Source organism: Streptomyces sp. NBC_00442 (genome assembly GCF_036014195.1).
Taxonomy (GTDB): domain Bacteria; phylum Actinomycetota; class Actinomycetes; order Streptomycetales; family Streptomycetaceae; genus Streptomyces.
Genome location: NZ_CP107918.1, coordinates 7,336,389 through 7,360,834, shown reverse-complemented (window position 1 = coordinate 7,360,834; position 24,446 = coordinate 7,336,389). Strand labels below are relative to the sequence as shown.

Sequence of the window (24,446 nt, the reverse complement as noted above, 5' to 3'; positions counted from 1 at the left end):
TATCGACAGGCCCCGCATCCGCCCCCCACAGTGGCCTCCTCAGCCGTCGTGACGATCAATCCCGAGGAGCCACCGTGACCGCATGGGCAGGCCGGACCGCCGTCGAGATATCCGCGGCGGTGCGCCGCAAGGAGGTCACACCGCGGGAGGTGGTCGCCGGCCATCTGGCCGGGATCGCCGCGCGGGACTCCCGCGTCGGCGCGTTCCGGGTGGTGCGCGCCGCCGCGGCCCTCGAAGAGGCCGACGCGGTCGGCGCGCGGGCCGATCTCGACCGGCTGCCGCTCGCGGGGGTGCCCGTCGCGGTCAAGGACAACCTGGCGGTGCGCGGCGAGAGCACCCGCAATGGCTCGGCGGCCACCTCCGCCGCGCCGGCCGCCGACGACCACGTCCTGGTGGCCCGGCTGCGCGCGGCCGGCGCGGTGGTGGTGGGGCTCACTCACGTGCCGGAGCTGTGCGTCTTCGGGACGACCGACGGCGTGCACGGCATCACCCGCAATCCGTGGGATCCGTCACGGACCGCGGGCGGTTCGTCCGGAGGGAGCGCCGCCGCGGTGGCCGCGGGCCTCGTGCCGCTCGCGGTGGGCAACGACGGCATGGGCTCGCTGCGGATTCCCGCCGCGCACTGCGGCGTGATCGGCCTGAAGCCGGGTACCGGGCGGGTGCCCCGCGACCTCGGCGGCGGGTGGTACGGGATGTCGGAGAACGGCCCGCTCGCGACGACGGCGGCGGACGCGCGGCTGATGTTCTCGGTACTCGCGGGCGAGGTGGACCGCAGCGTGCCGGAGCCCGGCCCCCGGCTCAGGATCGCGTTCTCGACCCGCAGCCCCATCACGGGCGTGCGCGTCGGCGCGCCGTACGCCGCGCTCGCCCGCGAGGCGGCACGGGCCCTGTACCGGGCGGGCCACCAGGTCGCCCTCGCGCACCCGCCCTACCCGGTCTCTTTCGGCGCGGTCGTCCTCGCGCACTGGACGGGTGGCACCGCTCAGGACGCCGAGGGCCTCGACCCCCGGCTGCTCGCGCCCCGCACCCGGCGCCACGCGGCGATCGGGCGGCTGGCCGCGCGGCTCGGCATGCTGCGGTCGGACCACAAGGCGGCCCTGAACCGCCGCCTCGAGCCGTTCTTCGCCACCTACGACGTGCTCCTCACCCCGGCGCTCGCCCGCCGTGGCGCGGCGGCGCAGCCCTGGCACGAGCGCGGCTGGCTCGCCAACGTGCTGATGAACACCGCCTGTTCGCCGATGACACCCCCGTGGAACCTGTCCGGCCGGCCCGCCCTCGCCATGCCCTTCGGCTCGCTGCCGACGGGGATGCCCGGCTCGGTGCAGCTGGTGGGGCGACCCGGATCCGAGCATCAACTCCTGGATCTGGTAGCGGAGTTGGAGCACCTCCACCCCTGGGAGCGCACGGCGCCCATCCCGCGCGACACCACGGGCCACCCCTAGGGACGCCCCCGCCCCACCCGCTTCGGCTACGGCGAACCCTTCGACGCCGCCACCGCCCGGCTGACCCGGCACCCGTACGACACCGCGGTCGTCCTGGGCGACGGCCGCGCCGAGGCCCTGATCACTTCGTCCGCCCGGCGGGCCGTTCCGCCCACCGCTCGCCGAGTTCCCGCTCACCCCGCGGAGCGGCCGCCGCCATGTGCAGGGCGCGCAGCGCGAGCAGCAGGACGCCGATGTCGTCCAGATAGACGGGGTCGGGAAGGAGGTCGACCGGGCTGACGACGTAGACGAGGGCGCCCCAGAAGGCGGCCTTGTGCGTCAGGGGGATCCCGGCGTCCCGGAGGGCCTTGCGCGCACGGACCAGCCGTACCGTCAGGACGGCCGCCACCACGGCGGCCGCCAGGAGCGCGAGGGCCACCAGGATCAGGGCCACTGTCACTTCGGTGCTCATCGAGCCGCCTTCCTTGGCGCTGTGGCGGCGATGCTACTGAAGCCGGCTCTCAGGGATCTCCGGCGCGCTCTCGTCCGGCAGGTGGACGTCGCCTACGGCGATGTTGACCTCGACGACCTCCAGTTCCGTCATGCGCTCCACCGCCGCGATGACGTTGAGCCGGATCTCGGCGGCCACTTCGGTGATGCTCACTCCGTACTCGACGACGATCTCCAGGTCGACGGCGGTCTGCCGTTCGCCGACCTCGACCTTCACGCCGCGGGTGACGGACGCGCGGCCCGGCCGCATCGCGCCGAGCGTACGGGCGAGACCGCCGCCCATGGCGTTGACGCCCGGCACCTCGCGGGCCGCCAGTGCGGCGATCTTCTCCACGACGCCCCCGGCGATGGTGGTGCAGCCCCGGGTCGCCGGCGCTCCACCCGGTCCGCTCCTCGCGGGCTCCAGGGTCGTACTGTCCGCAGGCGTGCGGAACTCGTCCGTGTCGGGTTTCCGCAGTGTCTGTGCCATCGGCTCCGTCATGCGAAGCCACCTCCTCCGGGAGTGCGCGGGCGACCCGTCCGGCCGCCCCCTGCCTCTGCGAGTACCGTGCCCACGCCGGAACATGCGGGCGGGGGCGGACCGATCCGCGGCGCGTGCCGCACCGCTCGTCGCTGGCGCGGCCGCGGCCGTCGTCACGCCCTTCGACGGCGTGCTGTTCAGCCTCCGTTCGGGCAGCCCGGCGCCCCCTTGCCGCCGCGCTGCGGCAGGCTGAGGTTGGGGGCGCCGTCGGGCCAGGTCAGGGCGATCGTCTTGGTCGTGCCGTCCGAGCGGAGCTGAACCACCGGGGTGGGCTTGCCCGCCGGAGTGCCGTCGCTGCCGAACGACAGCCATCCGCTGGCCCCCGGCAGCATCTGCGCGCAGTAGAACTGGTGCAGGATGCCGGTCTGCAACCCCGGGTTGCGCAACCCGACGGCGTCGCGCCGGCCCGCGCTGATCGCCGCCACGGCCGCGTCGTGAGTGAGCATGGCCTGTCCGCTGGCCAGGTCCGCGGGATCGAAGGAGAGCATCGGCACGTCCTTGTCGGCGGTCAGCGGCTGGCCGGTGCAGGGGTCGGGCCGGCCGGTGAACGCGGACCAGAACTGGTCGTAGTTGTGCTTGGCGTCGGAGCCGGGGCACTCCGTGCCCCATTCGTCGGGGCTGGCGAGCGCGGTGAACGCGACGGTGACCCGGCCCGATGCGATGCCGTTGAGTACGCCCTTGTCGTGGATGCTCTCCGAGGCGTCGTCTCCGGCCAGGATGTGCAGCTGGGCGATGCCGCACGGTGCGCCCTGCACCCAGTTCTCGACGAACGCGCCCAGATCGCGGCCTCGGCCGGCGAAGTAGACCACGGACGGCGCGGCCTGGCACAGGTTGGCGTGCATGAGGTTGAACTGCTGCACCAGATAGTCCTGTCGGCCCGAACCCGCCGGCAGATCGTTGGGCGAGGTGTACGGGAGCACGGTGACGGTACGGTTCGGCGCCCCGAAGCGGGTCTTGGCCGCCGTCGCGAGCGTCTGCGTGTAGTCGTCTCCGGTGACGCTGTCCGCGACGACGGCGAGCGCGGTCACCGCCGGCTTGAGCGTGGAGACGTACTGGGTCGCGGCGACCACCGAGTCCGAATTGGTCGGTGAGACCCGGAACATGTCGATGATCTGCTTCTTGCCGGCGGGGTCGGCGGGGTCGATGTTCATCGAGTCGCCCGTGACCGTGGAGCCGACGACCGGTATGTGCAGCCGCGAGGAGATCGCCGCCGCGGCGCGCCGGGTCTGGTCGGTGCTCTGGCCGAGCCCGACGACCGCGGAGATGTGCTCGGCGCTCGCCTTCTCCTTCAGCTTGTCCACGGTCACCGCCCAACCGCCGTACTGGCTGCCCATGTTGGCGAGGTACAGCTTGATGGCGGGAGTACTGCCGTAGGCGGCGGTGTTGTTGGCCCGCCAGACCGCCGCGAGGGCCCCTTCGATGTTGGGGTACAGCGAACCGTAGGTGAGGGTGTCCACGTCGGAGACCGGTGAGAGGTCGAGCATCAGGACGATGCTGGTGTAGTCCCCCTTCACCTCGTCGTTGGACGCCTTGACCGCGTTCTCCAACTCCCGCATGCGGGGCGGTTCGTGGTCGGTGAACGGGGTGCTGTCGATGTTCACTCCGGCGCAGGCGAGCGGGGTTCCCGTCGCGGTCATGCCGGAGCCGCAGGTCAGCGAGGGCGGGAAGAGCCGGCCGTAGCCCCAGCGGCCGCCGAACACGAGGCCGGCCAGGATCACGAGCGCCGCGACGACCGAAAGGGTGCGGTGACGGCGCAGCCGGCCGAAGCGGGGGTTGCCTACAGCGGGTGGCATGGACACTCCTTGCGGTGCGGTCGGTGGCCGCGGCGGTGCCGCGGCCACCGCGGGGCTAGGCGAAGGCGGCCGCCGCCTGCTGGAGCGGACTGACGTCCAGCAGACGGGAGTTGTGCGCGAGACGGGTGAAGCATTCCTGGATCTCGCCGTCCCAGCGCCGGGTGTGCTCGGTCAGCGGGTCGTTGTAGAGCCACAGCAGGGCGAGCAGCTTCGCGGTCGCCACCGCGAGGACCGTCTGCCCGCGGTCCTCGACACCGTCGAGCAGCAGGGCGTACGCCTCCTGGGGCGAGCGCTTGTACAGCAGCCGGCAGGGGGCCGAGGTGAGGTAGTCGAGCAGGCGGATCCAGGCGCGGTGGTCGTCGTCGAAGCGGTCGGCCAGGGCCGCGGCGACCGGGGTGAAGCGGCCGAGCGCCAGGTCGTGGAAGAGCCTTCGTTCGACGGCCGCGGCCTCTCCGCCCGGGACCGGCAGCGCGGCCAGCGCGAGCGCCTGGCCCGCGAACACGTCGTGCCAGGGGTTCACTTCGTCCGGCCGCGCCGGCCGGGCGGAGTTCAGCGCCGTCAGGACCGAGCGGGCCAGCCAGGGGTGCAGGGTGGCCGGGCCGTCGGCGTCGTCGCCCCAGCCGATCCGCCGGATGCGTGAGGGGCGGTGGGTGAAGGTGCTCACCCACAGGTGGCGGCGCAGGAGTTCGAGGCTGCGCGGGAGTTCCGTGGAGGTGGCGGGGAGCCGCGGGTCGTGGGCCGTGCGCACATCGGCGAGGTAGGCGGCGGCGAGCACGACCGCGGGGGCGGTGCTCCAGGCGGCGCCGGGCACGGGGAGGCCCTCGGGCAGGCCGGCCTCCAGGGCGCGGACCCACAGGGGCGTGCCGTCCTCGTCGGCCGGGGCGAGCAGCGAGAGGACGGGCCCCGTGCCGTGCGGCGCCGGATGCGTGCCGGGTGGTTCGTCGAGGACGGCGGAGACCGCGCCGCGGTGGCCCCCGGTGAGCCGGTGGACGACGGATGCGGGCAGGGGCCGGGCGGGTGACGGGTCGGAGCGGTCCATCGCGTATCCGACCTGGTCCTCGGTCATCGGGTCGAGCCACACGGGATACCACCAGGCGGCCGCGGGCCCGCGTTCGACGCCCACGGCGGCCTCGTTGTCCCGCGCCCACAGCGACCGGGTCGCCCGGGAGAGCAGCGGCACACGACGCTGGGGAGTGGCGGTCAGCGGCGTCGAGCGCCAGGGTTCGCACCACCAGGACGTCCACTCGGACTGCCACTGCTCGCACGCGGACAGCACCAGGAGCGGATCGGCCGCGCCCGAACCGTCCACGTCGGCCTGCTGGTTGCGTGAGCGCGCCGCCGCGAGTTCGGTCAGGAAGCGGCGCCCGGCCGGGGTCTGCGCGCCGTCGGCCAGGAGCACCCAGGCGTGGTCGTGCCGGTCATGGCGTGCGGCCCGGGTGGGCAGCACGCACGAGCACGTGGAACGCAGCGGAGGATGACGCTCCGCCTGGTCCTTGACGTCGGCGAGGAAGGCCGCCATCAGGGGACCGACGGCGGCGGACCTGGAGGTGGAACTCAGCCTGATCAACGCGTCGATGGAGCGGGCCGACTCGGCCTCGGGAACGCTGATGTGCCAGCGCAGCGCGTCCCGTACGCCCCACCGCGCCGCGCTCTGCAGCAGGGACCCGATCACGGGCTTGGCCCGGTCGCGGACGGCGGACACCACCTCGCGCGCGGGTCCCGACACGAGCGGGCTGAGCGCGCCCTGGGCGACGACGTCCACGGTGGTGGCCGCCACCTGCTCCAGCTGCCGGAAGGCCCTGCCCCGGCGGGTGTTGCTGGTGTACTGCTGAATGAGGTCGCGTATCTGGTCGGCGGCGCGCCCGCGGTCGGGGTCCAGGTTCTCGTTGAGGGCGAGCAGCCCGAGACCGAAACGGTGGAAGACCGGTGGCTGGCGCAGGTTGTCCCAGCCGCGCATCATCTGGAACGCGGCCAGCGCGGCCGCCGACACCGGATCGACCGGGTTGTCGTCGAAGTCGATCGCCGCGTGGACCACCGTCGAACCGCACGCCCGCGACACCGCCTTCAGCAGATCGGACTTGCCCGACTGCCGGGGCCCGAGCAGCGCCACGATCGGCTGCCGCTGCCCCGGGTACCGCCACAACATGTGCCGCAGGAACGCGTCCGCTCCCTCTGCCGCGTCAAGATCCCCCACCCCACTCACCGCCCCCCCGGAACCGACGCGCACAGGGCGCACCTTCCGCATCGATTGACACGGAAGGTAACACCTCAAGGACGCGTTGCGACGGGTGTTCCCGTACATCGCTCCGAAGGAGCTTCACCGGTGAGGCAGTTGCGGGGATTCAGGGCGGAGCCCGGCGCCGTGCGGTGGCGTCAACTGCGCACGTGCGCGCCGCAGTTGGCGCACCGGGTCCGGTTCACTCGGGGGCCAGGGAGGTGACCGGAGCGGTGCGCAGGTGGGCCCGGCCCGAGCGGACCGCCCACACGAACACGGCGAGCGCGACGACGCCCACCACCAAGGAGTCGTACGGCGCCGGAAGTTCGCCCGAGCCGCCGAAGGTCCCGAGCCAGGACAGCAGGGTCAGGGCCGCCAGGTGGAAGACGAGCCAGGCGCCGTTGCGCAGCTCCTCGCGCGGCGGCCGCCCGTCGGTCTCGCGGCGCAGCATCAGGAACAGGGGCACGCCCGCGAGGACCAGAGGCAGGGCGAGCCGCAGGTGGTGCCATCCCGACCAGTAGACGAACTCGCTGGCCACGACGAAGCTGATGGGCGCGATCCAGTGCACCCCGGGTACCTGCCCGTCCGCCGGCGGAAGCCCGCGCTCCTTGCCGTGGGCGCGGAACGCGGCGACGGCGACCGCGGAAGCCGCGTACACGAGCAAATACATGTCGCCCATCACGCTGACGATGTCCTGCCAGCCTCCGAACGGCAGCATGAACAGGACGATCACGACGAGGTTGAGCAGGAGGGCGCGGCGCGCCATGCCGGAGCGGGGGTCGATCCGCATGAAGAAGCGCGGCAGCAGCCCGTTCTTGGCCAGGGCGTAGGTGTGCCGGGCGTCGATGGCGACGCCGACGTAGGCCGAGCCGCCGGGTGAGACCACCGCGTCCGCGTAGAGCAGGGTGGCGAGCCAGTGCAGGTTGAGCACGAGGGCGAGCTGGCCGAAGGGCGAGTCGAAGTTGACGCCGTGCCAGCCGTGGGTGAGGAGGGAGTCGGGAACGGTGAAGAGGAAGGCCAGTTGGAGGCCCAGGTAGACCAGGACCGCGAGTCCGATCCCGGTCAGTACGGCGAGCGGCACGGTGCGGCGCGGGTTGCGGGCCTCCCCGGAGAAGTCCAGCGGCGCCTGGAAGCCGTTGACGGAGTAGACGATTCCGCCGCCGGCCAGCGCGGTCAGGCACGCGGCGTACCCGTACGGTGCGAAGCCGCCGTGGTCGGTGAGGCGGCCCGCGTGGGTTCCGGAGAGGAAGAGGGCGACCACCGTGAGGACGGGGACGAGGACCTTGAACAGCGACACCAGGTTGTTGAGGCGCGCGAAGGCCCGTACGGCGAACCAGTTGAGCGCGGTCAGCAGGATGCTCAGGCCGGTGGCGACGGCGAGCCCGGAACCGGTGAGGCGGCCGTGGTCGTAGAGCGCGGGCAGATAGTGCGCGGCGTACTGCATGATCGCGCTGATCTCGGCCGCGGTGCCGCCGACCGAGAGCAGCACGGACCAGCCGATGACGGTGCCCACCAGGCGGCCGCTCGCGTACAGCGGCCACCGCACGGTGCCGCCGCCCTCCGGGCGGGTGGCCCCGAGCTCCACCATGACCAGGGCCACCAGGGCACACAGGACACCGGCCCCGACCCAGGAGAGCAGCACGGCGGGCCCCGCGGTCTGCGCGGCGAACATGGCGGCGAACAGCCAGCCGGAGCCGAGGATGTTGGAGAACCCGATCGCGGTCAGGCTCCAGAATCCGAGCTCTTTGCGGAGCCTGCGCTCTTCGCCGAGGACCGTCAGGACCGCGGGGGTCTCCCCCGGCTGCGTCGGCCGCACGCGCACCCGCCTCCTTGCATGACATGAGGACACTGGAGGACACCAGAGTGCTCAGCGTGTCATGTCCCGCGCCGGGTGTCCGCGAGGAGGACGCCCGAGTCCTACCAGGTTTCCACGGCGAAGCTGACGCCCGCGGCGTCGGTCTGCAGGCTCAGCTTCACGTCGTTGCGGGTGATGTTCACGTCGACGGACCCGGTCGCGGAGGTGACGTGCACGTTCTCGATGTCGCGCCACATGTGTCCGTCGTGGATGGCGACGCGGACCGATCCGGTCGCGGGGGCGTCCGTGATCTGGTCCATGCCGAGGTGCAGCCTGCGGTTGTAGGCGTCCCACGCGGTGCCGTGCGGCAACAGCACGACGGTGGGCTGGCCGCCCGGGTCGACGCGGCCGGTGATCCATTGGGGCATGTCGGTCTCCTCGGGCGGTGTGGGCTGGAACGAGAGCGTCCAGCGGCGCAGTTCGGCGGTGCCGGCCAGCGGGCAGTAGTCGCGGTCGAGCCCACCGGACTCGCCGTACTGGTGGAACAGCCAAGGGGCCTGGATGCCGGGGTCCCCGGCGGCGCGTCCCGCCGTGGCGATCCACAGGAAGTCGGCGTAGAAGCCGTCCTGGTCGACGTTGCGCCAGTAGTCGAGGTTGGCGTACATACCGACGGGGTTGTGCGGCAGACGGCCCTTGACATAGCGCAACCAGGCGTCCTTGTAGGCGCGTTGGGTGGCCTTGGGCACGCCGGAGTTGGCCGGGTCGTATCCCTCCCAGTCGAGGATCACGACGTCGCCCGGCCGCCAGTCGACCTGGGCGATGAAGTAGTCGGCCTCGGCCCGGGGGCTGTTGCCCATGTTCGGGTAGTGGTAGCCGCCCCACACGAGCCCGTTGGCCTTGGCGTGGTCGCGCTGGGCGACCCAGCGCGGATTGATGTACGAGAGTCCTTCGGTGACCTTGACGAAGGCGAAGGACAGGCCGCTCGTATTCGGTGTCGACGACTGGTACGAAGCCCAGTCCTGCCCGTAGATCCCCATCAGACACCTTCCGCGAGCGGGCCGGAACCACCTCTTCCTCTCTCTTGCTTGCCCGCATTGGAGCGGCCCGACTCCCGCACCGGCGTGTCGCGCTCCGCTTTCTCGCGGCACGCGTGGGGCCGCCCACGACGCGTGGGCGGCCCGGTGTACGGCGGTGTGACGGGTGTTACCGCGCCGCCGGGCCGCGGTTCCTGCGGCGGCGTACGGCGAGGGCCGCGCCCACACCGCCCGCCGCGAGGGCCGCGGCGACGATCCCGGCCGGCCGGAGCACCGAGGACGCGCCGGACTCGGCCAGGCGCTCATCGGCGGTCCGGGGGGCCGTGGCGTTGCCGGCGCCGGTGGTGGCGGCCGCGCCGGGACCCGCTGCGGGCGGCGCCGGGTACGTGGGGATGTCCCTGACGGACCTCACCGACCCGTCGGTGTTCAGGAGCACCTGCTTGCCGTTGGGGTGCTTGAAGTCGAAGGCCGAGGTCAGTGAGTTCGCACGGGCGTCGAAGGAGGCGTCACCGAGCCGTCCGGTGCCCCAGTTGTCCTCGATGAAGCGGGTGATGGAGGCCTGCTCGGTCAGGGTGTGGTCGACCGCGTTGACCCTGCTGTACGGGGAGATGACGAGGAGGGGCTGGCGGGTGCCGGGGCCGCAGCGGTCGCTGTAGCCGCCGGCGGCGGCCGGAGCCGCCCGGCAGGCGGGGCTGTCCGCGGGCTTGCCGCTGGAACCCGGCTTGGTGTCCTTCGAGCCGTTCTGCGGCCTGGCATAGGCGTGGTCGTACCAGCCGTCGGAGTCGTCGTAGGCGATGAGGACCGCGGTGTCCTTCCACTGGCGGGACTGCTGGATCTTGTTGATCTGTTCGACGAGGAAGTGCTGCTCGTCGATCGGGTCGGAGTACGAGGCGTGGCCGTCCTGGAACTGGGCCGCCTTCAGGAAGCTCACCGAGGGCAGGCTGCCCGCCGCGAGCGCGGCGTCGAAGTCGGTGAGGTCGTAGTTGTGGTTGGCCCGGCCGTCGTGGCCGATCTCGGCGGTGTCCTCGGGCGGCAGGTGGTGCGGGTTGGACGTCGACTCGTAGTACTGGAAGGGCGCGTGGTGCGGGCTGTAGTCCACCATCGCCGCGCCACCCACATTGGTGTGGGTCCTCCCCGAGCACTTCGCGTGATCGTCCCGCTCGCCGCTCCAGGGGGTGCTGGGCCTGAAGCCGCCCTGGAACCAGCCCCAGGAGACCTTGCGCCGGTTGAGCAGGTCGCCGATGTTGCGGCCCCGCAGGGCGGCCAGCGCGTCCTTGCTGGTGTGGTCCTTGTCCGAACAGTCGTCGTACGCGGGGTCGGGATCGTTGGTGAGGGTGCCGACGCCGCGGGCGTCGGGCGAGGTGACCGCGTACGGATCGGGCGTGGTGGTCTGCTCGGGGTGCTCGGTGCCCGAGGCGGGGTCGGTGGAGATCACCCCGTGGGTCTGCGCCGAGACGAGGTTGATCGCGCCGGGTGTGGAGGGGCCGTAGGTGGTGCTGAAGGAGTTGTCGCCGAGCGTGTAGTGCTGGGCGTAGTTCCACATCGCCGTGACGGTGTTGCCGTCGTAGTAGTCCATGACCAGGCCGGGCTCGCCGAACAGGTTGCCCGAGCACTTGCCCGAGTCGGTGTTCTGCACGTACTGGTCGGCCCTGCCGGCGTTGGCCGCGTACTGCTCGGGGCCGTAGCTGTGGTTCTGGTCGCAGGTCAGGGCCTGCTCGGGGGTGAGCCGTTTGGGCGGGTACTGGTTCGGATTCTTCTCCAGGAGCCCGGCGTTGCGCAGTGTGTCGATGTCCTTCGGCGTGTGCCGGTCCGCGGTGAACCTCGTGCCGTCGGTGTTGGCCGCCACCGGGTAGGTGCCGAAGTAGTGATCGAAGGACACGTTCTCCTGGAAGATCACCACCAGGTGTTTGACCGGGGTGGCGGTGTGGCCGCCGGGATGGTCCGCCGGGTCCGCGAGAGCCGGACCCGTGCCGCTCAGAAGGCCGAGCGCCGCCGCCCCGGCGAGGGCTCCCCAGCGTCCGGTCCGGCGCCCGCTGCCCACCGCGCTGCCTTTGCTTCCCATGCTGCCCGTGCCTCCACTGGCGGCCGGCGTGCGGCCGCCGTCGTGATGTCGTTGACAGAACACGATGCTTCGCGCGCACCACTACACCGCGCTCGCCCCACCGTGTCCTCCGGGTGAACGGCCCGTCCGAACGGCGAGGCCGGAACGCGACCCCGCGTCGGCGGAGTGCCGGGGCGCCCTGTCCTCACGTGAGCAGGGCCCGGCCGAACCAGTCGGACCGGTCCCGCACCCCGGGCAGGGCGAAGAAGTAGCCGCCGCCGAACGGCTTGATGTAGTCGGTCAACGGCTCGCCCTTCAGCCGGTTCTGTACGGTCTCGAACTGGCGGGCCGGGTCCTGCTGGTAGCAGCAGAAGACGAGTCCCATGTCGAGGTCGCCGTTGGCGTCCGTGCCCCGGTCGTAGTTGTAGCCGCGGCGCAGGATCCGCGCGCTCTCGCTCGGCGGCCCGGACCGCGGATTGGCGAGCCGGATGTGGCTGTCCAGGGGGATCACATCTCCCTTGGGATCCTCCGCGAACCTCGGTTCGTCGAACTCGGCGGAGCCGTCCAGCGGTGCGCCGGTGTCGCGGCTGCGCCCGAACATCCGCTCCTGTTCGCTGAGCGAGACCCGGTCCCAGAACTCCACCATCATTCGGATGAGGCGCACGACCTGGTAGCTGCCGCCGGCCGTCCACGCGGGTTCCGCCCCGCCCGCGCGCACCCAGACCAGCCGGTCCATCGCGGCGGCGTCGGCGGTGTCCGGGTTCGCGGTGCCGTCCTTGAACCCCATGTGGTTGCGGGGCGTTCCGCTCGGCCGCGGTGGACTGGTGAAGCCGTCCATGCGCCAGCGCACCTGCATCGCGCCGCGGGTGTGCCGGGCGATGTCACGCAGGGCGTGCAGGACGACGTCCGGGCTGTCGGCGCACAGCTGCACGCTCAGATCTCCGTGGCACCAGGCCGCGTCGAGGTCGTCGTCGGGGAAGGCCGGCATCGCGGTGAGCCGGGCCGGTCCGCGGCCCGCGAGGCCGAAGCGGTCGTCGAAGAGGGAGGCGCCGACGGCTGCCGTGACGCTCACCCCTCCGGTGGGTCCCTGGGGCCCGAGCACGCCCGAGTCACTGGGCGGCGCGGTGATGCCCACCGGGGTCGGTGAGCCTCCCGTGGCCAGGAAGCGGGCCCGTGCCGTGAGCGTCCGCAGCAGCTCGGTGAGCTCCCCACGGTCCGCGGCCGTCACGTCGAAGGACACCAACGCCGTTGCCCGACAAGGGGGTTGGAGGATCCCGGCCTGATGCGTCCCGTGGAAGTCCACGTGCGCGGCGGCGGCGTCGGCCGCCCCCGCACGGGCCGGGCCTGGGATGGCACGGGACAGGGCGGCCCCCGCGACGGCGGCCCCCGCCCCCGCGGCCGCACCCCGCAGCAGTCCCCGTCGCCCCACCCCGCTCATGCCGTCCTCCGTGGGTCGCAGATCGTCGCCACCGGGGCGAGGAGTTCCACCGCCTGCCCGATGTCGCTGTTGAGCCGCTGCCTGTCCTGGTGGCCGAGCCGGTCGAGCGGTGTCCACGTGCCGTCGCTCGCGAAGCCGTCCAGGGTGCGCCGGCTGCGGTCGAGCCAGGCGTCGAGGCGCGGCAGGTCCGGGTAGCGGCCGGTGAGCAACGGGCGCAGCAGGGTGATCAGTTCGCGTGTGCCGTCGAGGTTGGCGCGGGCGGTGGCCAGGCTCGTGCCGCTGCCGTAGTCGCCGCGGCCGGTCAGTTCCGACCGGTCGGTGACTTCCAGGATCTCGTGGGCGCGCAGGCCGAGTTGCGCGGGGTCGAGCCGCTCTCGCGGCCAGGACGCGCGCAGCGCGTGCACGGCCCGGGACAGCCGGTCGGCGGGTCCGCGCAGGGATGCGGCCGACTCGCCGTGCCACAGGCCGTACTCGACACGGTGGAAGCCCTCGAAGCCGCGGGCGGCCCCGGCGTCGGCGGGAGCGGGGTCGGCGCCGTTGATGGCGCCGTCCGCGTCGCCGAACGCGTCGTAGGCGGCGCCCATCCGCTCGTAGACCAGGTGCGCGGGCAGCCAGGCGGCGCGCGCCGCGTCCAGGTCGCCACCGTCCACGGCCCGCTTCAACTCATCGGTGAGGTCGTCGAGTTCGACGCTCCTAGCCGTGATCCAGCCCTGGTAGGAGAGAGCCACCGGGATGAGGTCGTGCTGGGTTATCGGGACCACCGCGGGGCCGCCGCCGGCCGGAGCACCCGCGACCTTCACGGTGGGGCCGGTGACGGCGTCGGCGTCGTCCGGCAGACACCTGAACGCGTAGGCGCCGCCGCCGAGAACGACCCGCATCTCGCGGGTGGTGCCGGGCGCGAGGCCCTCGACCTCGCCGTGGACGGCGCCGGTCGCGGGGTCGGTGAGATAGACCTCGGCTGCCGTCGTGGACGTGTTGCGCAGGGCGAAGACCTGGGGCCCCGCCGTGCCGCCGCTCCATCCCCTGCCACAGGCGCCGGCCGAGACCTCGACGGAGGCCGGCTTCTTCGCCGCCGGGCTCTTCGCGTCCGAGCCGTCGCCGAGCGGGCCGAGGGCCCGGACGCCCCCGGCCACCAGAGCGGCGAGCGCCACCACGGCCACGACGACGGCCGGGCGCCGCGCCCCGGCCCGCCGGGCCCCGCGAGCCGGCCGGCCGGACCCCTCCTCGGGTGCGGAAGGTGCCCGGCCCGGCCCCGGGTCGGGGTCGCTCATCACGGCACTCCGTTCGGGTCGGCGGGAGGTCGACGCCGCCCATGCTAGGCACCCGGTGACGGCCGGACGCGCAGCCGCGGGGCCGCGCGTCCGGATTCGTGCCCGCGTTCACCGGCACGTCGCCGGTTCGGTCTCCGGGCCGCGAAGGTCAGGCGTCCCCGCCGACCCGGATGACGATCTTGCCGTGGGCGTGGCCCGTCTGGCTGAGTTCGAACGCGTCCGCCAGGCGCTCCAGGGGGAACGTCTCGGCGACCGGGACCTTGAGCTGCCCCGCGTCCGCGAGGCCGGCGAGCGTGTCGAGGCCGGCCCCGTCGGGGCGTACCCACATCCACTGACCGCCCGCCTCCATGACCGAGGGGTCGGCGATGGAGGCGTGGCGGCCGCCGTCGCGCAGGACGGCCCGGGTGGTGTCGAGGACCCCGCCGACGTAGTCGACGACGACGTCCACGCCGTCGGGGGCAAGGGCCCGGATGCGCTCGGCGGCGCCGTCGCCGTAGGTCACGGGCTCGGCGCCGAGTTCGCGCAGCCGGTCGTGGTTGCGCTCCGACGCGGTGCCGATGACCCGCGCGCCCAGGGCCCGCGCGATCTGTACGCCGAACGTGCCGACGCCGCCCGCGGCGCCGTGCACCAGGACGGTGTCGCCCTTGCCGGTGCCGAGCCGGGTCAGGGTCTGCTGGGCGGTGAGCCCCGCCAGGGGAACACCGGCGGACTCCTCCCAGCTCAGCGACTTCGGGCGGCGTGCGAGAGCCCGCACGGGCACGGTCACGAACTCGGCGAAGGTGCCGCCGTGGACGTAGTCCTTGCGGGCGTAGGCGTAGACCTCGTCGCCCTCCTTCCACTCCGGGGTGTCGATGCCGACGCGCTCCACGACCCCGGCGACGTCCCAGCCCGGGACGACCGGGAAGACGGTGTCCATCATGCCGTCGAGGCCGCCGGACATGATCTTCCAGTCGACCGGGTTGACGGCCGCGCAGCGCACCCGTACGAGCACCTCGCCTGGGCCCACCTTCGGCAGGGGCTGCTCGGTGAGGCCGAGCACGGAGTTGTCCCCGTACCCGGTGTACGTCATGGCCTTCATGGTGCTCTTCTCGGTGCTTGCGGAGCTGGTGGGCATCGCGTGCTCTCTCCCGACGTCGAGGTGGCGGGGAGGCCCGCACGGCGGCCGGCCTCCCTGGTCCCTACGATTCTGGTGCCCGCCGCGCGGGCCCGCCCCCCGGACGGCCGGACCGGCCGGACCCTGCCGGACCTGCCGCGGGATGGCGGCCGGGAACGCGGCCCGGGGCTCAGCCCGCGTAGACGTCCTCCACGTACCGGCCCTCGGCGGTCAGCCGGCCCAGCCAGGCTTCGGCGTCCGCCGCCGAAGCCCCCGTGCGCCCCGCGTACATCTCGCGGAACGCGGCGCGCACGCCCGGCGCCATGCGGGCGCCGTCGCCGCACACGTACACCCGCGCGCCCGCTTGGAGGAGCGGCCAGAGGTCGTCCGCCTCGGCGGCGATGCGGTGCTGCACGAAGCGGCCGGCGCCGTCGGCGGGGGCGCTGAAGGCGGGTCGCAGCGAGAGGGCGCCGGCCCGTTCGGCGGCGCGGAGTTCGTCGGCGTGGAGGAAATCGACCTCGGGCGCGTCGCAGCCGAAGTACAGGACGGCAGGGGTGGGTTGACGACGCGTCAGGAGGTCGGCGACGGCTCCGCGGAAGGGAGCCAGGCCCGTGCCAGCGGCGATCATGATGACGGGTTCCGGCGCGTTGGGCGCGATGCGGAAGACGTCGCGGCAGGGCTGGACGCGGGCGAGCACCGTGTCACCGGGCCGCAGCGAGTGCAGATGGCCGGAGCCGGTCCCACCGGGGTTGAGCGCGACCATCAGCTCGGCGTGCCGCGGGTCGCGGGCGGGCGAGGAGGACACGGAGTACTGGCGGGGACGCAGCGGGGGCAGCAGCTTCAGGATGGTGGGCCAGTCGAGGGCGCCCCGCAGTGCGGGATGGTCCTCGATGAGCCCGAGGAGGGGGCGCGGGTCGTCGGCCGTGAGGCCTTCGAGGGCGGCACGCTCGGGCGGGCAGGGGTTGTGGGCGGCGAGCAGGGTGATCTGTTCCGCGCTCGGCCTGTTACCCAACTCCACGTAGTGCGTGAGGAGTTCGCGCACCGACAGCGGGCGGTCGACGGGCAGCGTGTCGGCCGCCGAGCCATGGGCGTGGATGTTCACCAGGGTGTCGGGGTCGACGCCGAGGGCTGCGGCGGCGCGGGCCACGACCGCGGGCGCGTTGGCGGGCAGCACGGCGAGGTGGTCGGCGGTGCGGTAGTCGACGCCGTCGGGCAGGGCCAGGCGCAGGAAGCGCTTGGGGCGCGGGTGGCCGGGCTTCGTCAGGTCGCGGGCCTCGGTGACGGTCATCTCCGTCAGGCCGTGCCGCGCGGCCAGGGCCTCCCGGGGCCCGCCGGTGATCTCGGTGACGGTGTACGCGGCCTCGGCGGTCGCCGTGGCGGCGCCTACGCTGTCGGGGTCGCCGTACCGTTCGAGCAGCGCCACCCGCAGGCTGTGCGCGAACTCCCTTACTTTACCCGCGAGTTCACCGGAGGCGTCGGCTTCGGCGCGGGGCAGGAGCCGCTCACCGCCGAGGGCGGCGAGGCGTTCGTCGATGAGGGTGGGCACGCGCTGGTAGGTGGCGGTCCAGTTGCGGTCCCCGACGCCGAGCACGGCGTACGGCACGCCGTCGGCCGCGCCGGGCTCCGCCTGCTCGGTCCAGCGGACGAACCGTGCCGCGTCGTCGGTCGGCTGTCCGTTGTAGGAGGCGGCCACGATGACGACGGGCCGGTCTCGGGGCAGCGCGCCCGCGTGGGCGTCGAGCGGGGCGACCCCGGCGGTGAGGCCCAGGGCGGTGGCCTCGGCGGCGAGGCGCTCGGCGAACTCGCGGCACGTGCCGTAGTTCGTGCCGTGCAGGAGCAGCAGACCGGTGCCCCGGCGGACCCGGGCGGGCAGGGCCGGCGCGGCATCGGCGGTGCCGCGCGCCGCGGAGCCGTGCGTGCCGGGCAGCGCGGCCCGGTCGAGGGCCCGGTCGGCGGGGGTGCGCGGGATCGGGGAGAGGGTGAACCCGTCGGGCTTGAGGGTGAGCGTCTCCTTGATGCGCAGCCGGTAGTCGGCCGAGTCCACGAAGCGGTAGCGGTGGGCGAGCAGCGCGAGCAGCATCGTCGCCTCGTGCAGCGCGAACTGCCGCCCGATGCAGGCCCGTTCACCGGTGCCGAACGGCTTGTAGGCGTGCGGCGAACGAGCCGCCTCCGCCTCGGGTGTGAAGCGCGCGGGGTCGAAGAGCTCCGGGTTGTCGCCCCAGACGGGGTCGCGGTGCAGCATCGGCGTGAGCACGGTGACCAGGTCGCCCGCGCGCAGCGCGAGACGGCCGCCGAGCAGGGTGTCCTCGCGGGCCTGCCGGGTGAAGGCGGCGGCCGTCGGCCACAGGCGCAGCGTCTCGCTCAGCACCTGGCGGGTGAAGCGCAGCTTGCCGATGTCCTCGAAGGACGGGTCGGGGTCCGTGGTGTCGCCCCACAGTTCGTCGGCCTCGCGCTGGACGAGCCGCAGCGCGGTCGGGTCCTTGAGCAGGTGGTGGAGCGCGAAGGACAGGGTGCCCGATGTGGTCTCGTGTCCCGCGATGAGGAAGGTGATGACCTGGTTGCGGATGTTGGCCGTGTCCAGGGTGGTGCCGTCGCCCGGGTGCGTGGTGCCCAGCATCAGGCCGAGCAGGTCGTCGGCGGAGGTGTCCCCGCTTCCGGTGCGGGTGGCGATGACCTCGTCGACCACGGAGGCGAGGTAGGCGGAGTCCCGTTCGAACCGTGCGTCCTGCTCGCTGTGGTCGGCGTCGGGGGCGCGGCCGAGCCGGCGCATGCTCCACTCCAGGCAGCGCACCATGGCCTCGACGAAGGGGTGGGGGGTGGCCCGTCCGAACGAGTCGAAGTCGAAGCCGAACCCGGCGAGGCCGATGGTGTCCAGGGTCATGCGCGTCATGTCGTCGGCGACGTCGACCGCCGAACCGAGCGCCGCCCGCCGGTCCCAGCTCTCCATGACGCGGCGTGCGACGCGCAGCATCGCCGGGTGGTAGGTGCGCATCGAGCCGAGCGCGAAGGCCGGCATCAGGATGTCGTGCGCCTTGGCCCAGTTCGACTCGTCGTTGTAGGCGGTGAACAGCCCGTCACCGGTGAACTCGCGTACGTGGTCGAGGGCCTTCGAGATGCCCTTGGAGAAGCGGGTCTCGTCGGCGAGTTCGGTGACCAGGTCGAGCGAACTGGCGAAATAGTGCTCGTGCTCGCCCAGACGCCGGCGGAACAACGGCCCGTAGGACCGGGCCAGCTCCATGGCCTGCTGGATGGGCGTTTCGCCGAGCCCTCGGGCCGTGATGTCCACGAGGGGGACTGCGCCGTCGTCGGCGGGACGTGCTGCGCTGGGGATCAGGATCGTGTCCGTCATGGTTCCAGCCTCACCCGCCCGGTGTGCTGCCCCGGAGCGCTGGACTGCATGATTGTGCAGTGGTTTCTCGCGTCCGGTACTTGCGGACGGACCTGGAAGGGGCGGTGGCAGCCGGCATGGTCGACGAGCAGGCGGCGGTGGAGGACATCAGCACCTGGCGCAACCACTTCCTGAACCTGTTCGACCGCATCCCCATGCCGATCGCGCTGTGCCGGATCGACGGCGAGGTGCACGTCGCCAATCCCGCGATGGCCGCCGAGTGGGGCACCGCCCCCGGCCGGCTGCGGGGACGTTCGCTGCGCGAGCTGTTCACGCCGCGCTCGGAGGACCAGATCGAGCGTCTGGTCAGGGCGCTGCGTGCGGGGCGCACGTCCCGTTATCCCATCGAGGTGACCTGGCGTGCGGGCTCCGACGGCGCCGAGCGCCACGGCGAGTTCACCATCGACCCGATCATGGGGGCTCCCGGGCCGCCGCCGGTGCTCCTCGCCATGCTGTACGTCCGCCAGGAGCATCCCGAGCCACCCGCGCCGCGCGGTGCGGTGAGCGAGGCGCAGGCCCGCATCCTGGCCCTCGCGGCGTCCGGGGCGACCACGGCCGTCATCGGCAAGGACCTCGGTCTGACCGTCGACGGCGTCAACTACCACCTGGCGCGGCTCTCCCAGCGCTGGCGCGTGCAGGGGCGGACGGCTCTGGTGGCCAAGGCGTACGCACTGGGCGTCCTCGCCCCCGGCCACTGGCCCCCGGCGACGGCGGACGGCGTCACCACGCCCTGACGGCCGCCCGTCCGCTGCCGTCTTCCACGTGCGGCCGGCCGTCCGCGTCACCCGCCGCGCCACGAGGCCGAGTTGGCGACGCCGGCCCGGAGCGCTCCTTGCGTGTTTTCGTCTCCCCGTGCACACAACCGTGTCGATGCTCTGCCTGTCTTGCGTGTGCGGCACATGGATTCGCGTGCCGTACGCCACCCGCATACGGCGGGCGGCGAACCGGAAGGGGCGGACGGCGACATGCCGAAGTGGAGAACGCGAAGCAAGCGGTACAGACGGGCGGTCCTACGGGCGCACACCCTGGTGGTCCTGATCGTCTCACTCGCGCTGCTGGCCGGCACCGCAGGACCGGCGGCCGCCGCGGCGCCCGCGCGGCCCGCGGCGCAGGGGAGCGCCCAGGACGCGCTCTCCGGGGCCGGCCTGGCCCGCTCCTCGCTGGTCACGCAGGCCAACGGCGACCTCACGGTCACCCTCGACACGGGCACTCCCTACGACCCTCAGGTCATGCAGCGTCAGTTCGACGAGGAGGGGCATCAGGGCCGCCTGAGCGACACGATCCGGCAGGCGGTCGACGAGGACCTGGGCGGCATCAACGACGACGACACGCACTGGGTGGACTTCGACGGCACCGTGAACATGGTCGGGAACACCGGCCTGTCCCTCACCGTCCCCGCCGCGGAGGTGCGGACGGCCGAGAGCTGGAAGCAGTACTTCTTCGCGATGGCCGCGGGGTATCTGGCGAAGTACCTCACCACGGCGGGCTGCTTCTGGGCCCTCCCGGAGGCCGCCCTCATGTGCCCCGTGATCGGACGGTTCACCGGATCCCTGATCAGGGGCCTGACGACGCAGTACTTCAATCATGAGCTCTCGGACCCGAAGGCCATCGCCAAGACGTTCCTCAACGCGCTCAAGGCCGCCGTGTGGCCCACCGCGCGCGACCGTCTCATCGCATGGCTGAAGCGTGAGTTCCCCGGTGTTCTGTCCCTCATCGCCGGGTCGGTCAAGGCACAGTTGAGCTCGTGGGCCGAGGCCGCGGGAGGGTGGATCGCCGAAGTGCTGCGGGACATGGCCGACATGCTCCCGGACGGGATCGCCGAGTGGGGGCCACCGCCGACGACGACGGACACTCACCCGCTGCGCGTCATGGTCGTGGGTGATTCCATGACCGAGGGCATGGAGGGCGACTGGACCTGGCGCTATCGGCTGTGGCAGTGGTTCCAGGACCAGAGCGTCAACGTCGACTTCGTCGGCCCGTACAAGGGGACCAAGCAGCCCGACCCGGCCGGCCCGCCGGCGCCGCCCCCGCTGCAGGGAGAGATCCAGAACCCCTCGGCCACGCCCCCGCCCGTCTCCGGCGCCTATGCCCCGGGCGTTCCGCCGAACTTCGACAGTGACCACTTCGCCGTGTGGGGGCGCCAGGCCGCCCAGGACAAGGACCTGATCGGTCCCATGGTCGCGCAGTACAAGCCGGACCTGATCCTCTTCGGCCTCGGGTTCAACGACATGGGCTGGTTCGTCAGCGATGCGAACGGCACCCTGGACAGCATGAAGACCCTGGTCGACCGGGCCCGCGCCGCGAAGCCGGACGTCAAGATGGCCGTGGCGAACGTGCCGCAGCGCCTGTTCATCAACGGCCGCCAGGACCTGGTCGACAAGACCAACCAGTACAACGCCCTGCTGAAGAACGCCATCCCGGCGTGGAGCACCTCGGCCTCCCCCGTGAAGCTCGTCGACTGGGCGGGCTCCTACAGCTGCTCACCCCAGTCGTGCTCCGCCGGCTACGACGGCCTGCACCCCAATGCGACGGGCGAGTACCAGATCGCCTATGCCTACGCTCGCACCCTCAACGAGCAGTTCGGTATCGGCCGGTCCACGCCGAGCGGCATCGCCTCCTTCCCCGGGCGTCCGGCCCCGCCGGTGTCGGGGCTCACGGCGCAGGCCGTTCCCAGCGGCATCGCGGTGACGTGGAATCCCGTGTTCGGGGCCCGCGGCTACACCGTCCGCTACCGGGTCGTCGGCGCCACGGACTGGACGGAGGTGACGGTGCCGACGAACCGGTACGACACCACCTGGACCGCGGACGGCTGGACCTGGGAGTACCAGGTCCGCACCGACAACAAGACCGACGGCACGTCGGCCTGGTCCATGACCAGCGCGACCGCGCATCCCCAGACCGCCGCCGCCCCCGGGAACATCGTCACGCGTGCGACGTCCACCGGCGTCGACGTGTCGTGGGACGCGGCGAAGGGCACGGGCACCGACAGCATCGACCGGTACCAGATCATCACCTGGGACAGGGACGTGCCCGGGGCGTACATCGGCGGCACGGCCGTCCGGGGAACGTCCGTGCACATCGACGGGCTCACGCCGGGCCACCACTACCTCGTCGCGCTCGCGACCTGGAACAAGGCGGGCGGCGGCATGCCCGGTGTGGCGCGGTCCGTGACCATCGGCGCGGGGACACCGGCCGTGCCTGCGAACGTGACCATCAGGTCCCTCGACGACACGACCGTCCAGCTGAACTGGCAGGGCTCACCGCAGGCCGCCGGGTACCGGGTGTGGTGGCGCAACATCAACGACCCGGGGCAGACCTACAAGACGGACGAGGACTTCTTCGACAACCCCGACCGGCAGGTCGCGTTCCTGTTCCCGGGCGCCTGGAACTTCGAGTTCTGCGTCAGCGCGATCAACGGCGCGCTGGAATCGGGCCGGTCCAGCTGTGTCTCCGTTCCGGCGCCTCCTTCGACCGGCGGATCCCAGCCCCCGCCCTCCGCGGGCAGTCGTCCGTCGGCGTCGGACCAGGCGGTGAGGTCCCCGTCCGAGGACGGCCGTCTGACCGAGCGGCAAAGGGACTTGGCCTCGGCCGTGCCCCTCGGCTGAGCCGTACGGCCTGCGACGCCCGGGGTCCCGCCAGGCCCGCGGGCATCCCAACGGCCCTGCGCGGGCGCCCGGTCGGGTGGCCGCGCAGGGCTCCCCCCATCACGGTCGGGGCTCCGGTGATCCGGCCGGTCTGGGCGTGTTCTTAGAGCGCTCTTACAACTCTTCGTTATCACTGCGCCATGGACACCACCACGGGGAACTCCCCCGGCGCGCGCCCGGTCCGCCGCCGTGCCCGGCGCTCCCTTCTTGCCGTCGCCGTCACCGCCGCCCTCGCGGGCGGCCCGACTCCCGCCGCCTCTGCCGTGACCGCCGGCGCCGCGGGGGTGCGGATCCATGACGGGCGGGTGGATCTGCCAGTGGACGGCGGCATGGCCACCATCGACCCCGCCACACTCGGGATCGACGCGCGTACCCACGACGGCCGTACCCTGCGGGTGTCGGACCCGGCCACCGGCGATCTGGGCCGCCCCGGCGACGTGACCCGGTCGGAGCGGGGAGCCCAGTGGTCCTACCCGGGCCGGGGCCTGCACGTCGAGGCCCGTGTCGAGCGCGGCAGGCTGCTCGTCGCGATGACCTCGGACCGTGACGCCACCCTGGCCTGGCCCGTCACGGGCGCCGATCCGGCCGCCGTCTCCCTCCAACTCCCGCGCGGCGAGGGCCTCTCACTGCCGGTCGCCGACTCCTTCTGGAACTCCTCGCGCGGCCAACTGGCGGGCTCCACTGAGGACATGACCTCCCAGCTCACGCTCCCCGTGTGGGGCTACGCGCTGCGCGGCGGCCACGGCGTCAGTTATCTCACCCCCACCGACATCGGTACGTCACTGGCGTACGCCTCCCGGGGCGGGCGCCTGCGCACCACGGCCGAGCACTCGTTCTCGCGGGCCGGGGCGACCGGTGACTACACCGTCGCCTTCGCCCTCACCGACGGTTCGGCGATCGCTCCCGCCGTCGACTACCGGCGCTGGCTGTCCGAACACGGCATGCTCGGCAGCCTCGCCGAGAAGATCCGCGAGAACCCCGAGACGGGCAAGCTGCTCGGCGCGTTCCATGCCTACGCCTGGGGCGGAGCCCGCCGCGCGCCGGCCGTGGAACACCTCGCCTCCCTGGGCGTTTCCCGGCTCTGGGTCGGTTACGACGCCGACGACGCGCCCATGAGGAGCGAGGACATCGCGGCGGCGCGGCGGGCCGGCTATCTGGTGGGGCCCTACGACTCGTTCGCGAACGGACGCGAGAAGGGCCCGGACACTCCCCCGAACTCGGTGTGGCCCGGCGGGGTCTACCCGTCCTTCTGCGTACGCAGGGCCGACGGCACGCCCCAGCCGGGCTTTCACCAGCAGGGCTGCTATCTCAGCTCGCAGGCCTTCGAACAGGCCGAGCCCCAGCGGCACTACCTGGCCGACCGCACACGTTCCCTGGTGGCGGGCGGTGCGAGCAGCTACTTCCTCGACGTGGACGCCGCCGGCGAGCTCTTCCACGACCACGACGCCGCCCACCCCATGACGATGGCGCAGGACCGGGCCAACCGGCTGGCGCGGATGCGGCGCCTGAGCGTCGGCACCTACGATCCGGCGGCCGCGCGGCGCGCTCCGCTGGTGCTCGGTTCGGAGGCGGCAGGTTCCTGGGCCAATCAGGTGCTGGCCTTCGACCACGGTTCCGCCACCGTCGTCGACGGGCGGTTGTGGCCGATGGAGACCGGGCACTTCGACACCGCGCCCGACCGGCCCAAGGACGACACCGCCTGGGGCGGCTACAGCCCCGCGGCGGCCCCCGACACCTTCTTCAAGCCGGTCCGGGTGGGCGACTTCGAGCCCGAGCACCGGGCGGCGGTGGCCGACGCCCTCACGGCGATGTACGACCCGGCCTACCGGGTTCCGCTGTACGAGACCGCCCTGCACGGCTCGCTGGTCAATGTGGAGCGCTGGGAGCTGCCCTTCGGCAAGCTGCCGGAGCAGAAGACGACCAGGGCCCTGCTGGCGATGCTCTACAACACTCCGCTGAACTTCGCGCTCAGCGACGAGGATCCGCGCAACGAGCAGAACCTGCGTGAACTGGCCGCCCTCCAGCGATACTTCGCTCCACTGCACCAGGCGGCGGGCACCCGGGAGCTGACGTCGTTCGCCTGGCTGACGGCCGACCGCGCCGTGCAGCGGACCGTGTTCGGCGACGGCGTCCTGACCGTCACGGCCAACTTCGGCGCCACCACCCGTGCCGGGCTCCCCGGCGGCTGCGTGGACGCGACCCTGAAGGGCGGCACGCCGCACCGCCTGTGCCCGGCGAAGGTGGTGTCGTAGGCAGGGCCCTCACAACAACTCTTTTGAAACA

The 24,446-nt window shown here is 72.7% G+C and carries 15 protein-coding genes; 4 read left to right on the top strand and 11 right to left on the bottom strand.

All coding sequences use genetic code 11. The features are described 5' to 3' along the window. Positions 1-74: 74 nt before the first annotated feature. A complete protein-coding gene (locus OG432_RS33085; RefSeq protein WP_328314638.1) occupies positions 75-1,442 on the top strand; it encodes an amidase in 1,368 nt (455 codons plus the stop codon). A gap of 121 nt (positions 1,443-1,563) precedes the next feature. Here OG432_RS33085 and OG432_RS33080 read toward each other — a convergent pair whose 3' ends face one another. The 11 genes from OG432_RS33080 to OG432_RS33030 form a co-directional block, all read right to left on the bottom strand. Further along, positions 1,564-1,893 (bottom strand): YkvA family protein, encoded by a 330-nt coding sequence (locus OG432_RS33080; protein ID WP_328314637.1) that lies wholly within the window; start codon positions 1,891-1,893, stop codon positions 1,564-1,566. A 33-nt stretch (positions 1,894-1,926) separates the two neighbouring features. Continuing rightward, a complete protein-coding gene (locus OG432_RS33075) occupies positions 1,927-2,412 on the bottom strand; it encodes an Asp23/Gls24 family envelope stress response protein (protein WP_328314636.1) in 486 nt (161 codons plus the stop codon). Between the two features lie 176 nt (positions 2,413-2,588). Beyond that, on the bottom strand, positions 2,589-4,244 hold the full coding sequence (locus tag OG432_RS33070; protein ID WP_328314635.1) for a hypothetical protein: 1,656 nt from the start codon (positions 4,242-4,244) through the stop codon (positions 2,589-2,591). Between the two features lie 55 nt (positions 4,245-4,299). Further along, entirely contained in the window at positions 4,300-6,390 is a 2,091-nt protein-coding gene (locus tag OG432_RS33065) for a hypothetical protein (RefSeq protein WP_328314634.1), read from the bottom strand. A gap of 271 nt (positions 6,391-6,661) precedes the next feature. Next, the gene (locus tag OG432_RS33060) at positions 6,662-8,275 is read right to left on the bottom strand and encodes an APC family permease (RefSeq protein WP_328314633.1); all 1,614 of its coding nucleotides are present in this window, start codon (positions 8,273-8,275) and stop codon (positions 6,662-6,664) included. Between the two features lie 101 nt (positions 8,276-8,376). Beyond that, positions 8,377-9,291: a glycoside hydrolase family 25 protein gene (locus OG432_RS33055; protein WP_328314632.1), complete on the bottom strand. Its 915-nt coding sequence runs from the start codon at positions 9,289-9,291 to the stop codon at positions 8,377-8,379. 166 nt (positions 9,292-9,457) lie between these two features. Further along, positions 9,458-11,350, bottom strand: coding sequence for a phospholipase C (locus OG432_RS33050; protein WP_328314631.1), 1,893 nt, complete (start codon positions 11,348-11,350; stop codon positions 9,458-9,460). Between the two features lie 184 nt (positions 11,351-11,534). Beyond that, positions 11,535-12,767 (bottom strand): iron uptake transporter deferrochelatase/peroxidase subunit, encoded by a 1,233-nt coding sequence (efeB, locus tag OG432_RS33045; protein WP_328314630.1) that lies wholly within the window; start codon positions 12,765-12,767, stop codon positions 11,535-11,537. Then, a complete protein-coding gene (locus OG432_RS33040; RefSeq protein WP_328314629.1) occupies positions 12,764-14,038 on the bottom strand; it encodes an EfeM/EfeO family lipoprotein in 1,275 nt (424 codons plus the stop codon). Before OG432_RS33040 ends, efeB begins: the two co-directional genes overlap by 4 nt. Before the next feature lie 148 nt (positions 14,039-14,186). Next, on the bottom strand, positions 14,187-15,116 hold the full coding sequence (locus OG432_RS33035; protein ID WP_328315344.1) for an NADP-dependent oxidoreductase: 930 nt from the start codon (positions 15,114-15,116) through the stop codon (positions 14,187-14,189). Positions 15,117-15,321: 205 nt separating this feature from the next. Continuing rightward, the gene (locus tag OG432_RS33030; protein WP_328314628.1) at positions 15,322-18,480 is read right to left on the bottom strand and encodes a cytochrome P450; all 3,159 of its coding nucleotides are present in this window, start codon (positions 18,478-18,480) and stop codon (positions 15,322-15,324) included. 59 nt (positions 18,481-18,539) lie between these two features. On the opposite strand from OG432_RS33030, the gene OG432_RS33025 reads away from it, so the two are divergent. The 3 genes from OG432_RS33025 to OG432_RS33015 all read left to right on the top strand — a co-directional run bounded on the left by OG432_RS33025 (position 18,540) and on the right by OG432_RS33015 (position 24,415). Beyond that, positions 18,540-19,253, top strand: coding sequence for a PAS domain-containing protein (locus OG432_RS33025; RefSeq protein ID WP_328314627.1), 714 nt, complete (start codon positions 18,540-18,542; stop codon positions 19,251-19,253). A 231-nt stretch (positions 19,254-19,484) separates the two neighbouring features. After that, positions 19,485-22,124, top strand: a complete 2,640-nt coding sequence (locus tag OG432_RS33020; RefSeq protein ID WP_328314626.1) for a fibronectin type III domain-containing protein — start codon at positions 19,485-19,487, stop codon at positions 22,122-22,124. 179 nt (positions 22,125-22,303) lie between these two features. Further along, on the top strand, positions 22,304-24,415 hold the full coding sequence (locus OG432_RS33015) for a glycoside hydrolase (protein WP_328314625.1): 2,112 nt from the start codon (positions 22,304-22,306) through the stop codon (positions 24,413-24,415). Positions 24,416-24,446: the final 31 nt, after the last annotated feature.